This window comes from Pseudomonas sp. AC172 (genome assembly GCF_979258595.1).
This window is the reverse complement of sequence record NZ_OZ409868.1, coordinates 685817-698465: the sequence shown is the minus strand read 5'-3', so window position 1 is coordinate 698465 and position 12649 is coordinate 685817. Positions and strand designations below refer to the sequence as shown.

Annotated in this window: 12 protein-coding genes; 8 read left to right on the top strand and 4 right to left on the bottom strand. The window is 59.4% G+C overall.

Going from position 1 to position 12649, the window contains the following annotated elements; all coding sequences use genetic code 11:
• Positions 1 to 35 precede the first annotated feature (35 nt).
• Positions 36 to 404, bottom strand: coding sequence for a hypothetical protein (locus ACZ0A4_RS03295; RefSeq protein ID WP_463573054.1), 369 nt, complete (start codon positions 402 to 404; stop codon positions 36 to 38).
• Positions 405 to 628: 224 nt separating this feature from the next.
• Here ACZ0A4_RS03295 and ACZ0A4_RS03290 point away from each other — a divergent pair, with 224 nt between their 5' ends.
• Complete coding sequence (locus tag ACZ0A4_RS03290; RefSeq protein WP_116032398.1) at positions 629 to 1927, top strand: serine/threonine protein kinase; 1299 nt, start codon at positions 629 to 631, stop codon at positions 1925 to 1927.
• Positions 1920 to 2708 (top strand): MlaA family lipoprotein, encoded by a 789-nt coding sequence (locus tag ACZ0A4_RS03285; protein ID WP_463573053.1) that lies wholly within the window; start codon positions 1920 to 1922, stop codon positions 2706 to 2708. The genes ACZ0A4_RS03290 and ACZ0A4_RS03285 overlap by 8 nt, the downstream gene beginning before the upstream one ends.
• A 128-nt stretch (positions 2709 to 2836) precedes the next feature.
• Here ACZ0A4_RS03285 and ACZ0A4_RS03280 read toward each other — a convergent pair whose 3' ends face one another.
• Positions 2837 to 3751: a DUF808 domain-containing protein gene (locus ACZ0A4_RS03280; protein ID WP_463573051.1), complete on the bottom strand. Its 915-nt coding sequence runs from the start codon at positions 3749 to 3751 to the stop codon at positions 2837 to 2839.
• Between the two features lie 135 nt (positions 3752 to 3886).
• On the opposite strand from ACZ0A4_RS03280, the gene ACZ0A4_RS03275 reads away from it, so the two are divergent.
• The gene (locus ACZ0A4_RS03275; RefSeq protein ID WP_007959290.1) at positions 3887 to 4492 is read left to right on the top strand and encodes a TetR/AcrR family transcriptional regulator; all 606 of its coding nucleotides are present in this window, start codon (positions 3887 to 3889) and stop codon (positions 4490 to 4492) included.
• 102 nt (positions 4493 to 4594) lie between these two features.
• Here the strand turns inward: ACZ0A4_RS03275 and ACZ0A4_RS03270 are convergent, their stop codons facing one another.
• Both ACZ0A4_RS03270 and ACZ0A4_RS03265 read right to left on the bottom strand, forming a co-directional pair.
• The gene (locus tag ACZ0A4_RS03270) at positions 4595 to 5053 is read right to left on the bottom strand and encodes an REP-associated tyrosine transposase (RefSeq protein WP_463573050.1); all 459 of its coding nucleotides are present in this window, start codon (positions 5051 to 5053) and stop codon (positions 4595 to 4597) included.
• A gap of 212 nt (positions 5054 to 5265) precedes the next feature.
• The gene (locus ACZ0A4_RS03265) at positions 5266 to 5706 is read right to left on the bottom strand and encodes a heme-binding protein (protein WP_397483225.1); all 441 of its coding nucleotides are present in this window, start codon (positions 5704 to 5706) and stop codon (positions 5266 to 5268) included.
• Between the two features lie 268 nt (positions 5707 to 5974).
• Between ACZ0A4_RS03265 and gcl the strand changes: the two genes are divergently transcribed.
• The 5 genes from gcl to pyk all read left to right on the top strand — a co-directional run bounded on the left by gcl (position 5975) and on the right by pyk (position 12554).
• Positions 5975 to 7750, top strand: a complete 1776-nt coding sequence (gcl, locus tag ACZ0A4_RS03260) for a glyoxylate carboligase (RefSeq protein WP_007919935.1) — start codon at positions 5975 to 5977, stop codon at positions 7748 to 7750.
• A 120-nt stretch (positions 7751 to 7870) separates the two neighbouring features.
• Positions 7871 to 8653 (top strand): hydroxypyruvate isomerase, encoded by a 783-nt coding sequence (gene hyi / locus ACZ0A4_RS03255; RefSeq protein WP_064390895.1) that lies wholly within the window; start codon positions 7871 to 7873, stop codon positions 8651 to 8653.
• 160 nt (positions 8654 to 8813) lie between these two features.
• Positions 8814 to 9707 carry a 2-hydroxy-3-oxopropionate reductase gene (locus ACZ0A4_RS03250; RefSeq protein WP_007919937.1) on the top strand — a complete coding sequence of 298 codons (894 nt, stop codon included), beginning with the start codon at positions 8814 to 8816 and terminating at the stop codon, positions 9705 to 9707.
• 160 nt (positions 9708 to 9867) lie between these two features.
• Positions 9868 to 11142 carry a glycerate kinase type-2 family protein gene (locus tag ACZ0A4_RS03245; RefSeq protein ID WP_463573049.1) on the top strand — a complete coding sequence of 425 codons (1275 nt, stop codon included), beginning with the start codon at positions 9868 to 9870 and terminating at the stop codon, positions 11140 to 11142.
• Positions 11139 to 12554 carry a pyruvate kinase gene (gene pyk / locus ACZ0A4_RS03240; RefSeq protein ID WP_463573048.1) on the top strand — a complete coding sequence of 472 codons (1416 nt, stop codon included), beginning with the start codon at positions 11139 to 11141 and terminating at the stop codon, positions 12552 to 12554. Before ACZ0A4_RS03245 ends, pyk begins: the two co-directional genes overlap by 4 nt.
• The last annotated feature ends 95 nt before the right edge of the window (positions 12555 to 12649 follow it).

Below are 12649 nucleotides of genomic sequence, written 5' to 3'. Positions count from 1 at the left end.
TCTGTGGGAGCGAGCCTGCTCGCGAAGACTGACTGTCAGGCAGTACGAGACTCGCGGACCAGCCGCAACCCGGTAATCACCAACGCAAACACCGCCAATGTAGTGTTGTACAACGCCAGCGCCGGCGCCCCGAACACCAGTGCCAGCACCGCCAGCCACCACCCTGCCCGCCCGGGCACGACAAAACCGATCAGCGCCGCACCGAGCGCCGCCCAGCCCAGCACCTTGAAGTGAATCATCAAGCCGAGATTGGAGCGCAACAGGCATTCCCAACGACCGGCTTCGTCGACGCAGATGCCCACCCACTTGCCGTCTTCCATAAAGCCATAACGCGCGCCATAACTGGCAGCCAGCCACAACGGCAACAGAACGAGCAGCAAAATCACGGGAAAACGGCGGGACATGAAACACTCCAATCATCGGAAATCGGCGGCCAGCTTAATCTGCCGCCAGCCGTGTGCAAGAACTAACAACTGTTAACTGTTCATTCAGACGGTGCAAAGTGTATCGTCCAGCTACTATTACTCCGAATTCTGCCTGTTTGGTGCCGCAGCATGGCACTTTGGCGCAAACCCGGTGGTCATAGCCTGCGAACTTCATTCGGCACCTTCCTCTAAGGGATCTAGTCATGCTCCGTTCCTTGCGCTTCGCCGCGCTGTTCAGCGGCCTTATTCTGAGTGCGTCCGCACTGGCGGTGGATATCGACGCCGCCAGTTATGGCTACCCCCTGACCAACCCGTTCGAGGCGACTATCGCCACGACGCCACCGGACTTGCGCCCGGAATTGCCGCTGGACGACGACATCAATCAGTCGGACCGCAGCCTGACGTTGCGCCCGGAGCGAGAGTTCATCCTGCCGGACAACTTCTGGGCGGTGAAAAAGCTCACCTACCGCATCGCCACCCAGGACAAGCCGGCACCGCTGATCTTCTTGATCGCCGGCACCGGCGCACGCTATGACAGCACGCTCAACGAATATCTGAAAAAGCTCTACTACAAGGCCGGCTACCACGTTGTGCAATTGTCGTCGCCGACCAGTTTCGACTTCATCAGCGCCGCCTCGCGCTTCGCCACTCCGGGCGTGACCAAGGAAGACGCCGAAGACATGTACCGGGTGATGCAGGCCGTACGCGCGCAGAATCCCAAGCTGCCAGTCACCGAGTATTACCTGACCGGCTACAGCCTCGGCGCCCTTGATGCCGCGTTCGTCGCGCATCTGGACGAGACGCGCCGCAGCTTCAACTTCAAGAAAGTCCTGCTGCTCAATCCGCCGGTCAACCTCTACACCTCGGTGACCAACCTCGACAAGTTGGTACAAACCGAAGTTAAGGGCATCAACAACAGCACGACATTCTATGAGCTGGTGCTGTCCAAGCTGACCCGCTACTTCCAGCAGAAAGGCTACATCGACCTCAACGATGCGCTGCTCTATGACTTCCAGCAGTCCAAACAACATTTGACCAACGAACAGATGGCGATGCTGATCGGCACCTCGTTCCGCTTCTCGGCGGCCGACATCGCGTTCACTTCGGACCTGATCAACCGTCGCGGCCTGATCACTCCACCGAAGTTCCCGATTACCGAAGGCACCAGCCTCACGCCGTTCCTCAAGCGTGCGCTGCAGTGCGACTTCGACTGCTACCTGACCGATCAGGTGATCCCGATGTGGCGTGCGCGCACCGACGGCGGCAGCCTGCTGCAACTGATCGATCAGGTCAGCCTGTATGCGCTCAAGGATTACCTGCATGACAGCCCGAAAATCGCCGTGATGCACAACGCCGACGACGTGATCCTCGGCCCGGGCGACCTCGGGTTCCTGCGCAAGACCTTCGGTGATCGCCTGACCGTTTATCCACTGGGCGGCCATTGCGGCAACATTAACTACCGCGTCAACAGCGACGCCATGCTGGAGTTCTTCCGTGGCTAAATATCTCCTGCTGATGGCAGCGCTCCTCTGCGCAGGCGTGGCCCAGGCCGACAACAGTAAAGCCAACGCGCCGGTGGTCGTCGACAGCGACGGCTTCAAAGAGCCGCTGTCAAAACTAAAATTCAACCCGGGGCTGGACCAACGCGAATTCGAGCGCTCGACGCTCAACGCGCTGAACGTCTACGATCCGCTGGAATCGTGGAACCGCCGGGTTTACCACTTCAACTACCGCTTCGACCAATGGGTGTTCCTGCCGGTAGTCGATGGCTACCGTTACATCACGCCAAGCTTCGTGCGCACCGGGGTGAGCAACTTCTTCAACAACCTCGGAGACGTGCCGAACCTGGTCAACAGCCTGTTGCAGTTCAAAGGCCAGCGCTCGATGGAAACCACCGCGCGTCTGCTGCTCAACACCACCATCGGCATCGCCGGCCTATGGGATCCGGCAACGGCCATGGGCCTGCCACGCCAGAGCGAAGACTTCGGTCAGACCCTGGGCTTCTATGGTGTACCGGGCGGTGCCTACTTCGTACTGCCAATCTTCGGCCCGTCGAACATCCGCGATACCGCAGGTCTGGCGGTGGATTACACCACCGAATCGGCGATCAACTTCCTCAACGTCTCGGAAGTCAGCTCCAACCATCCGGAAGTCTGGGCTTTGCGCGCGGTCGACAAGCGTTATCAGACCAGTTTCCGATATGGCCAGATGAACTCGCCGTTCGAGTACGAGAAGGTGCGTTACGTATATACCGAAGCGCGTAAGTTGCAGATCGCCGAATAAAAACGGTTGCCACAAAACACGGTGGGAGCGAGCTTGCTCGCGAATGCGGTAGTCCAGTCAATACTTAAGTCGACTGAGACTCCGCTTTCGCGAGCAAGCTCGCTCCCACATTTGTTTTGTGTCGCTGATTAGCCCTTCACGGCTTTCCAGATTTTGCTGACGACAGAAACCACCGCCAACACCACCGCACCGGCAATGATCCCCGCCACACCGTTTAGCAACATCGGCACCGCAAACCCGACACTGCCGGCCGCTGCGCCAACGCCTTCAATCCAGTGATGCAGCACCGGCACACCATGGGTGAGAATGCCGCCGCCGACCAGGAACATCGCTGCCGTACCGACCACCGACAACGTTTTCATCATGTACGGCGCGGCGCTGAGAATGGCGCTGCCGATTTTCTTCGCGATCTGCCCAGGCTTCTGGGTCAGCCACAAACCGAGATCGTCGAGCTTGACGATGCCCGCCACCAAGCCGTAAACGCCAACCGTCATGACGATGGCAATGCCCGACATCACGATCACTTGCTGAGTCAGCGAAGCAGTAGCCACGGTGCCCAAGGTGATCGCGATAATCTCTGCCGACAGAATAAAGTCAGTGCGAATCGCACCTTTGATCTTGTCCTTTTCATAAGCCACCAGATCCGTCGCCGGATCGGCCACCGCCTCTGTCAGTTGCGCATGCCCGGCCTCATCTTCAGCTTCGCTGTGCAGAAACTTGTGCGCGAGCTTCTCGAAACCCTCAAAACACAGATACGCACCACCGACCATCAACAACGGCGTCACCAGCCACGGTACGAACGCACTGATCGCCAGCGCCGACGGCACGAGGATCAGTTTGTTAACGAACGAGCCCTTGGCCACGGCCCAGACCACGGGAATTTCCCGCTCGGCACGCACTCCGGAGACCTGCTGGGCATTGAGCGCCAGATCATCACCGAGCACGCCGGCGGTCTTCTTGGCGGCCATTTTGCTCATCAACGCCACGTCGTCCAGCACGGTGGCAATATCGTCGACCAGCACCAGCAAACTGCTTCCTGCCATGAATCCTGTTTCCTTTTATGTATGAATGTTGCGAAGCATAACGCGACCACAGACCACACGGGGCATTCTTGAGCGGCGCGCGAGGCCGGTGCTACCATGCGCAACCGCCAGAACAGGCAAGGAACCACCGGGTTTATGAGCACAATCCGCGAGCGCAACAAAGAACTGATCCTGCGTGCCGCCAGTGAGGAGTTTGCCGACAAGGGCTTCGCTGCGACCAAAACCAGCGACATCGCCGCCAAGGCGGGATTGCCCAAGCCCAACGTCTACTACTACTTCAAGTCCAAGGAAAACCTTTACCGCGAGGTATTGGAAAGCATCATCGTGCCGATTTTGCAGGCCTCGACGCCGTTCAATCCGGATGGTGTGCCGAGCGAAGTGCTGAGCGGCTACATCCGCTCGAAGATCCGCATCTCCCGCGATCTGCCCTTCGCCTCGAAAGTATTCGCCAGCGAAATCATGCACGGCGCGCCGCACCTGAGCGCCGACCTGGTCGAGCAGCTCAATGGCCAGGCCAAGCACAACATCGACTGCATCCAGACCTGGATCGATCGAGGCCAGATCGCCCCGATCGACCCTAATCACCTGATGTTCAGCATCTGGGCCGCGACCCAGACCTACGCCGACTTCGACTGGCAGATTTCTGCGGTGACCGGCAAGGACAAACTGGACGAAGCGGATTATGAAGCGGCGGCGCAGACGATTATCCGGTTGGTGTTGAAAGGGTGTGAGCCGGACTGAAACACCGTAGAGACGCCATCGCGAGCAGGCTCACTCCTACAGGCGAACGCATTCCAAATGTAGGAGTGAGCCTGCTCGCGATCGAGGCAACTCGGTTTCAGCTCAAACCCAAATAGCACCCCACAGCGGATAGTCGCCAAGCTTCTTAACCAAACCAGCCCGCAACGGGTTGGCCACGACATAACGCGCCATCTTCACCAAGTCGTCTTCCCGCCTCAGCGCGCGGTCATGAAACCCTCTCTGCCAGAGAACGTTATTTCCACCAGTCACTTGCCTGACAGCCTTGGTGCTCAACGATTTAGTCTTTTGCATCACCTTACTCAATGAATCTCGTCGCAATTCAATCAGCCAATGGAAATGATCTGGCATGACTACCCAGGCTAGTGAACTCACCAGCCCCGAATCTTGAGCGTGTCGGAATTGATCAGCGACCAGTTTGCCCAAGGCAAAATTCGTGAAAATCGGCTTTCGTTGATAAGTGGTGCTGGTTAACAGATAGATTCGACTGACTTCGGTAAAGCGCCCGGCTCGCAATTTATGTGCAGCAGGTAGATCCGGCATTCCTTCGCCCTCTGTGATCAGGTCATGACAAGGCTAGTACCGGGAAAGACAGATGGAGCGGTCAACTGTTGGCAGGATGTGTCTTGTAGATAGCAATCGCGAGCAGGCTCACTCCTACAGGGGATCTGGGGTATTCAAACATTTTGTGTCTGAACACAAATCCCTGTAGGAGTGAGCCTGCTCGCGATAGCGGTTATTCAATCAACGCAGATTCAAGCAGCCACCCCCGCATCCGCCCGCAGATCCAGCGCCTCCACCGCTTTGATCGCCACTTGCTCATCAATATCCGACAGATCGCCGCTAATCCCGATCGCGCCCAGCACGTTCCCCGCCTGATCACGAATCAACACACCGCCCGGTGCCGGCACGACGCTGCCCTGGCCCATGCTGTTCAGCGCGGCAATAAAGGCCGGACGTTGTTGCGCGTCGAGTGCCAGCAGGCGTGAGCCTTTGCCCAGGGCGATGGCACCCCAGGCTTTGCCGATGGCGATGTTCGGGCGCAGCAGGCTGGCGCCGTCTTCGCGTTGCAGAGTGATCAGGTGGCCGCCGGTATCGAGTACCGCGATGGTCAGCGGCGCGGCGTTGATGCCGCGCCCTGCATTGATGGCTTCGTTGACCAGGTTGACTGCGACTTTCAAGGTTAAAGCGCTCATGGTGCCGTCCTCATTTTGTTATAGGGAAAGTCGTGGACCTGCGCTTTTCTGCCGCAGGCCGATGCAACAAATAGAACACAATGAGTTATTTTTTTGTATACAATAATTCTCGAAAAGCGCCACATGCGACGAAAAGCCACACTCAGACAGGCTTCCGACGAATGAAACAGCCGCTTGAGAAAATGGATTGACCTGCGCCGTCCGCCGTGAATACACTCTGCGCAAAGCCACTTGTATACAATTACAAAACGTAAAGAGGCACAAAACCATGAGCAAAATGAGAGCAATCGAAGCCGCCGTTCTGGTGATGCGCCGTGAAGGGGTTGATACCGCTTTTGGCATCCCGGGCGCTGCCATCAACCCGCTGTACTCCGCCTTGCAGAAAGTCGGTGGCATCGATCACGTCCTTGCTCGCCACGTGGAAGGCGCCTCGCACATGGCCGAGGGCTACACCCGCACCAAGGCCGGCAACATCGGCGTGTGCATCGGTACTTCCGGCCCTGCCGGTACCGACATGGTCACCGGGCTCTACAGCGCCTCGGCCGACTCGATTCCAATCCTCTGCATCACAGGGCAAGCACCCCGCGCCCGTATGCACAAGGAAGACTTCCAGGCTGTCGACATCACCAGCATCGTCAAGCCAGTCACCAAGTGGGCGACCACTGTTCTGGAACCGGGCCAAGTGCCTTACGCGTTCCAGAAAGCGTTCTTTGAAATGCGCTCCGGCCGTCCAGGTCCGGTGCTGATCGACCTGCCGTTCGACGTGCAGATGGCCGAAATCGAATTCGACATCGACGCTTACCAGCCGCTGCCACTGGCCAAACCGACCGCTACCCGCGTTCAGGTTGAAAAGGCTCTGGCGCTGCTCGATCAGGCTGAGCGTCCGCTGTTGGTAGCAGGCGGCGGTATCATCAACGCCGACGCCAGCGATCTGCTGGTTGAATTCGCTGAGCTGACCGGCATCCCGGTGATCCCGACCCTGATGGGCTGGGGCACCATCCCGGACGATCACCCGCTGATGGTCGGCATGGTGGGTCTGCAGACGTCGCACCGGTACGGCAACGCGACGATGCTGAAATCCGACGTGGTGTTGGGGATCGGTAACCGTTGGGCCAACCGTCACACCGGTTCGGTTGACGTTTACACCGAAGGCCGCAAGTTCATTCACGTCGACATCGAAGGCACGCAGATCGGTCGTGTGTTCACGCCGGATCTGGGCATCGTGTCCGACGCTGCTGCCGCACTGACCGTGTTCATCGAAGTGGCGCGTGAATGGCAAGCCGCTGGCAAGCTGAAAAACCGCAGTGCCTGGCTGCAAGATTGCCAGCAGCGCAAAGCCAGCCTGCATCGCAAAACCCATTTCGATAACGTGCCGGTGAAACCACAGCGCGTTTACGAAGAAATGAACCAGGTGTTCGGCAAGGACACCTGTTACGTCAGCACCATTGGTCTGTCGCAGATTGCCGGCGCGCAGTTCCTGCACGTCTACAAGCCGCGTCACTGGATCAACTGCGGCCAGGCCGGCCCGTTGGGCTGGACCATTCCGGCAGCGCTGGGCGTGGTGAAGGCCGATCCGAGCCGTAAAGTCGTGGCCCTGTCGGGGGACTATGACTTCCAGTTCATGATCGAAGAACTGGCGGTCGGCGCTCAGTTCAAACTGCCGTACATCCACGTCGTGGTGAACAACTCGTACCTGGGTCTGATCCGTCAGGCACAGCGCGGGTTCGAAATGGACTACTGCGTGCAGCTGTCCTTCGATAACCTGAACGCGCCGGAACTCAACGGTTACGGTGTTGACCACGTCGCAGTGGCTGAAGGCCTCGGCTGTAAGGCGCTGCGTGTATTCGAACCCTCGGAAATCGCCCCTGCCCTGCGCAAGGCCGAACAGATGATCGAAGAGTTCAAGGTGCCGGTGATCGTCGAGATCATTCTGGAGCGTGTGACCAACATCTCCATGGGTACCGAGATCAACGCCGTCAACGAATTCGAAGACCTGGCGCTGGTCGGCAACGATGCGCCAACGGCGATTTCGCTGCTTGATTGATTGCTTTTAGCCCCCTCTCCCCTTGGGAGAGGGTGGCTACATTTCCCTCTCCCCCAGGAGAGGGGACTGATCGCGTTCAGTCTGACCAACCGTGTCACATCCGTTTTTTGGGAGACCACCATGCCGCGTTTCGCAGCCAACCTGTCCATGCTGTTCACCGAACAGGATTTCCTTGCCCGTTTCGACGCCGCCGCCAAGGCTGGTTTCAGCGGTGTCGAGTACCTGTTCCCGTACGACTTCAGCTCTGCCGAAATCAAGGCCAAGCTCGACGCCAACGGTCTGACTCAAGTGCTGTTCAACCTGCCGGCCGGTGACTGGGCCAAGGGCGAGCGCGGTATCGCGTGCCTGCCGGATCGGGTTGAAGAGTTCCGCGCCGGTGTCGATCTGGCCATCGCTTACGCGCAAGTGCTGGGCAACACCCAGATCAACTGCCTGGCCGGTATCCGCCCGCAAGGCGTTGATGATGCAACCGTAGAAAAAACCTTCGTCGCCAACCTGAAATACGCCGCCGACAAGCTGCAGGCAGCGGGCATCAAACTGGTGATGGAAGCGATCAACACCCGTGACATCCCGGGTTTCTACCTGAACAACACGGCGCAAGCCCTGTCGATTCGCGAGCAGGTCGGCAGCGCCAATCTGTTCCTGCAATACGACATCTATCACATGCAAATCATGGAAGGCGATCTGGCCCGCACCCTGCAATCGCACCTGGGCGAGATCAACCATGTGCAGCTCGCGGACAACCCGGGCCGCAACGAACCCGGCACCGGTGAAATCAACTACCGCTTCCTGTTCGAACACCTCGACCGCATCGGTTATCAGGGTTGGGTGGGTTGCGAATACAAGCCGCTGACCACCACTGAAGCAGGCCTCGGCTGGCTGAAGTCGCACAACGCAATCTAAAGAACACTGCAAAACCCTGTGGGAGCGAGCCTGCTCGCGAAGAGGCCGGCACATTCACCATCAATGGCGTCTGGCATAGCGCATTCGCGAGCAGGCTCGCTCCCACATAAAAGCAGCTCCCCTATTTGCTTGAGCAAGACAATAAAAAGAGGATTTTCTCATGGCTAAAATCGGATTTATCGGCACCGGCATCATGGGCCACCCAATGGCTTCGAACCTGCAGAAAGCCGGTCACAGCCTGTTCCTGTCCGCGCACCACGACGCCGCCCCGGCCGACCTGGTGGCCGCTGGCGCCGTCGCCCTGGCCAACCCGCGCGAAGTCGCGCAGGAAGCTGAATTCATCATCGTCATGGTCCCGGATACCCCACAGGTCGACGACGTACTGTTCCGCGCCGACGGCGTTGCCGCAGGCCTGAGCAAAGGCAAAATCGTTATCGACATGAGCTCGATCTCACCGACCGCCACCAAAGCCTTCGCTGCGAAGATCAACGAGAAAGGCGCGCAGTACCTCGACGCACCGGTTTCCGGCGGTGAAGTCGGCGCTAAAGCCGCAACCCTGAGCATTATGATCGGTGGCGACGCCGATGCCTTCGAACGCGCCCTGCCGCTGTTCCAGGCCATGGGCAAGAACATTACTCTGGTCGGTGGCAATGGCGACGGTCAAACCGCCAAAGTCGCCAACCAGATCATCGTTGCGCTGAACATTCAGGCTGTCGCTGAAGCCCTGCTGTTCGCTTCGAAAAACGGTGCTGATCCGGCCAAGGTGCGTGAAGCACTGATGGGCGGTTTCGCGTCCTCGAAGATCCTTGAAGTGCACGGCGAGCGCATGATCAAAGGCACTTTCGATCCAGGCTTCCGCATCAGCCTGCACCAGAAAGACCTGAACCTGGCCCTGCAAGGCGCCAAGGAGCTGAACATCAACCTGCCAAACACCGCGAACGCCCAGCAAGTGTTCAGCACCTGCGCAGCGATCGGTGGCAGCAACTGGGATCACTCGGCGCTGATCAAAGGTCTGGAACACATGGCCAACTTCTCGATTCGCGACAACAAATAAGCCACTGCCCCACCGCTTAAACCTGTGGGAGCGAGCTTGCTCGCGAAGAGGGCGTATCAGTCGACATGGATATTGACTGATCCACCGCTTTCGCGAGCAAGCTCGCTCCCACAGGGATCTCTACCGCCCTTTCAAATAACAAGAATTCCGGGAGCCCGCCATGTCGGTCGATCCGCAACAACTGCTGCGCGAGCTGTTTGCCACAGCCATCGACGCGGCCCATCCGAACCAGGTCCTCGAAGCCCATCTGCCTGCCGACCGCAGCGGCCGGGTGATCGTCATCGGCGCCGGCAAAGCCGCTGCGGCCATGGCGCAAGTGGTCGAGCGCTGCTGGAAAGGTGAAGTCACTGGCCTGGTTGTGACCCGTTACGGTCACGGCGCCCCGTGCGAAAAAATCGAAGTGGTCGAAGCCGCACATCCCGTTCCGGACGCTGCCGGTCTGGCCGTGGCCAAACGCGTGCTCGAACTGGTCAGCAACCTGACTGAAGACGACCGCGTGATCTTCCTGCTCTCCGGTGGCGGTTCTGCCCTGCTCGCGTTGCCGGCTGAAGGCATCACCCTCGCCGACAAGCAGTCGATCAACAAAGCCCTGCTCAAATCCGGCGCGACCATCGGCGAGATGAACTGTGTGCGCAAGCACCTTTCGGCGATCAAGGGCGGCCGCCTCGGCAAGGCCTGCTGGCCTGCCACTGTTTACACCTACGCGATTTCCGATGTACCGGGCGACCTCGCCACGGTCATCGCTTCCGGCCCGACCGTGGCCGACCCAAGCACGTCCGCCGAAGCCTTGGCGATCATCAAGCGCTACGGCATTGAGATCCCGGCGTCCGTGCGCACCTGGCTGCAAAGCCCTGAATCGGAAACCGTCAAACCCGGTGATCCGAGCCTGGCGCGCAGTCACTTCCAGCTGATCGCCCGCCCTCAGCAATCGCTGGATGCCGCTGCGGTGAAATGCCGTCAGGCCGGTTTCAGCACGCTGATCCTCGGCGACCTCGAAGGTGAGTCGCGCGAAGTGGCGAAAGTCCACGCCGGCATCGCCCGCCAGATCATCCATCACGGTCAGCCACTGGCAGCACCGTGCGTGATTCTCTCCGGCGGCGAAACCACCGTGACCGTGCGCGGCAATGGCCGTGGCGGACGCAACGCCGAATTCCTTCTCAGCCTCACCGACAGCCTCAAAGGCCAGCCGGGCGTCTACGCACTGGCCGGTGACACCGACGGTATCGACGGCTCGGAAGACAACGCCGGCGCGATCATGACCCCGGACAGCTACGCCCGCGCCGCCGCGCTGGGCCTGAGCGCCAGCGATGAACTGGATAACAACAACGGCTACGGCTATTTCGCGGCGCTCGATGCGCTGATCGTCACCGAGCCGACCCGCACCAACGTCAACGACTTCCGCGCCATTCTGATCCTCGAGAGCTGCAAATCATGACGCCTGATAAAAAGGTCAAAATCCTCGCCACCCTCGGGCCTGCTGTCGATGGCATCGAAGACATCCGTGAACTGGTCGAGGCCGGGGTGAATATCTTCCGCCTGAACTTCAGCCACGGCGATCACGCCGACCACGCCAAGCGCTATCAGTGGATCCGCGAAGTCGAGCGTCAGCTCAACTACCCGCTGGGTATTCTGATGGACTTGCAGGGGCCGAAACTGCGCGTCGGCAAGTTCGCTGACGGCAAAGTACAGCTGCATCGTGGTCAGGCATTCCGTCTGGATCTGGATGCGACACCGGGCGATGAGCGCCGAGTGAACCTGCCGCATCCGGAGATCATTGCTGCGCTGGAAGCCGGCATGGATCTGTTGCTCGACGACGGCAAACTGCGTCTGCGCGTGGTCACCAAATACGCTGATGCGATCGATACCACCGTGCTCAATGGCGGCGAGTTGTCGGATCGCAAAGGCGTGAACGTACCGCAGGCGGTGCTCGACCTCAGCCCGCTGACCGCCAAGGATCGCCGCGACCTGAGCTTCGGTCTGGAACTGGGCGTGGACTGGGTCGCGCTGTCGTTTGTGCAGCGCCCGCAAGACATCGTCGAAGCCCGGGCACTGATCGGCGACAAAGCCTTTTTGATGGCGAAAATCGAGAAGCCTTCCGCCGTTGAACAGCTGCGTGAAATCGCTGAACTGAGCGACGCGATCATGGTGGCTCGCGGTGACCTCGGCGTCGAAGTGCCGGCCGAAAGCGTGCCGCAGATTCAGAAAAACATCATCACCACCTGCCGCGAACTGGGCAAACCGGTGGTGGTGGCGACGCAGATGCTCGAGTCGATGCGCTTCTCCCCTGCCCCGACCCGCGCCGAAGTGACCGACGTTGCCAACGCCGTGGCCGAAGGTGCCGATGCGGTGATGCTGTCGGCAGAAACCGCCTCCGGCGAATACCCGCTGGAAGCCGTGCAGATGATGAGCAAGATCATTCGTCAGGTGGAGAACGGCCCGGATTATCAGACCCAGCTCGACGTCAGCCGGCCGAAAGCCGAGGCAACCGTTTCCGATGCAATCAGTTGCGCGATCCGGCGCATCAGCAACGTGCTGCCGGTGGCCGTATTGGTCAACTACAGCGAGTCGGGAACGTCGAGCTTGCGAGCGGCGCGGGAACGGCCGAAAGCACCGATCCTCAACCTGACGCCGAACCTGCAAACTGCGCGGCGTCTGAGCGTGGCGTGGGGGATTCACTCGGTGGTCAACGATCGCCTGCGTCAGGTCGATGAGGTTTGCTCGACGGCGCTGGAAATCGCCCAGGCTCAGGGTATGGCCGAGCGTGGTGACACGCTGCTGATCACTGCCGGCGTGCCGTTTGGTCAGCCTGGGTCGACTAACTCGCTGCGTATCGAAACATTGATTTAGCGCCTGTACCGGCCTCTTCGCGAGCAGGCTCGCTCCCACAGTTGATTTGTGTGCATCACAAACTCAATGACTGAACAAAGATTCAATGTGGGAGC

Excerpts from the sequence above, each read along its gene's own strand:
- ACZ0A4_RS03295 (WP_463573054.1), bottom strand. The coding sequence starts at position 404 with ATGTCCCGCCGTTTTCCCGTGATTTTGCTGCTCGTTCTGTTGCCGTTG.
- ACZ0A4_RS03290 (WP_116032398.1), top strand. The coding sequence starts at position 629 with ATGCTCCGTTCCTTGCGCTTCGCCGCGCTGTTCAGCGGCCTTATTCTG.
- ACZ0A4_RS03280 (WP_463573051.1), bottom strand. The coding sequence starts at position 3,751 with ATGGCAGGAAGCAGTTTGCTGGTGCTGGTCGACGATATTGCCACCGTG.
- ACZ0A4_RS03275 (WP_007959290.1), top strand. The coding sequence starts at position 3,887 with ATGAGCACAATCCGCGAGCGCAACAAAGAACTGATCCTGCGTGCCGCC.
- ACZ0A4_RS03270 (WP_463573050.1), bottom strand. The coding sequence starts at position 5,053 with ATGCCGGATCTACCTGCTGCACATAAATTGCGAGCCGGGCGCTTTACC.
- ACZ0A4_RS03265 (WP_397483225.1), bottom strand. The coding sequence starts at position 5,706 with ATGAGCGCTTTAACCTTGAAAGTCGCAGTCAACCTGGTCAACGAAGCC.
- gcl (WP_007919935.1), top strand. The coding sequence starts at position 5,975 with ATGAGCAAAATGAGAGCAATCGAAGCCGCCGTTCTGGTGATGCGCCGT.
- hyi (WP_064390895.1), top strand. The coding sequence starts at position 7,871 with ATGCCGCGTTTCGCAGCCAACCTGTCCATGCTGTTCACCGAACAGGAT.
- ACZ0A4_RS03250 (WP_007919937.1), top strand. The coding sequence starts at position 8,814 with ATGGCTAAAATCGGATTTATCGGCACCGGCATCATGGGCCACCCAATG.
- ACZ0A4_RS03245 (WP_463573049.1), top strand. The coding sequence starts at position 9,868 with ATGTCGGTCGATCCGCAACAACTGCTGCGCGAGCTGTTTGCCACAGCC.
- pyk (WP_463573048.1), top strand. The coding sequence starts at position 11,139 with ATGACGCCTGATAAAAAGGTCAAAATCCTCGCCACCCTCGGGCCTGCT.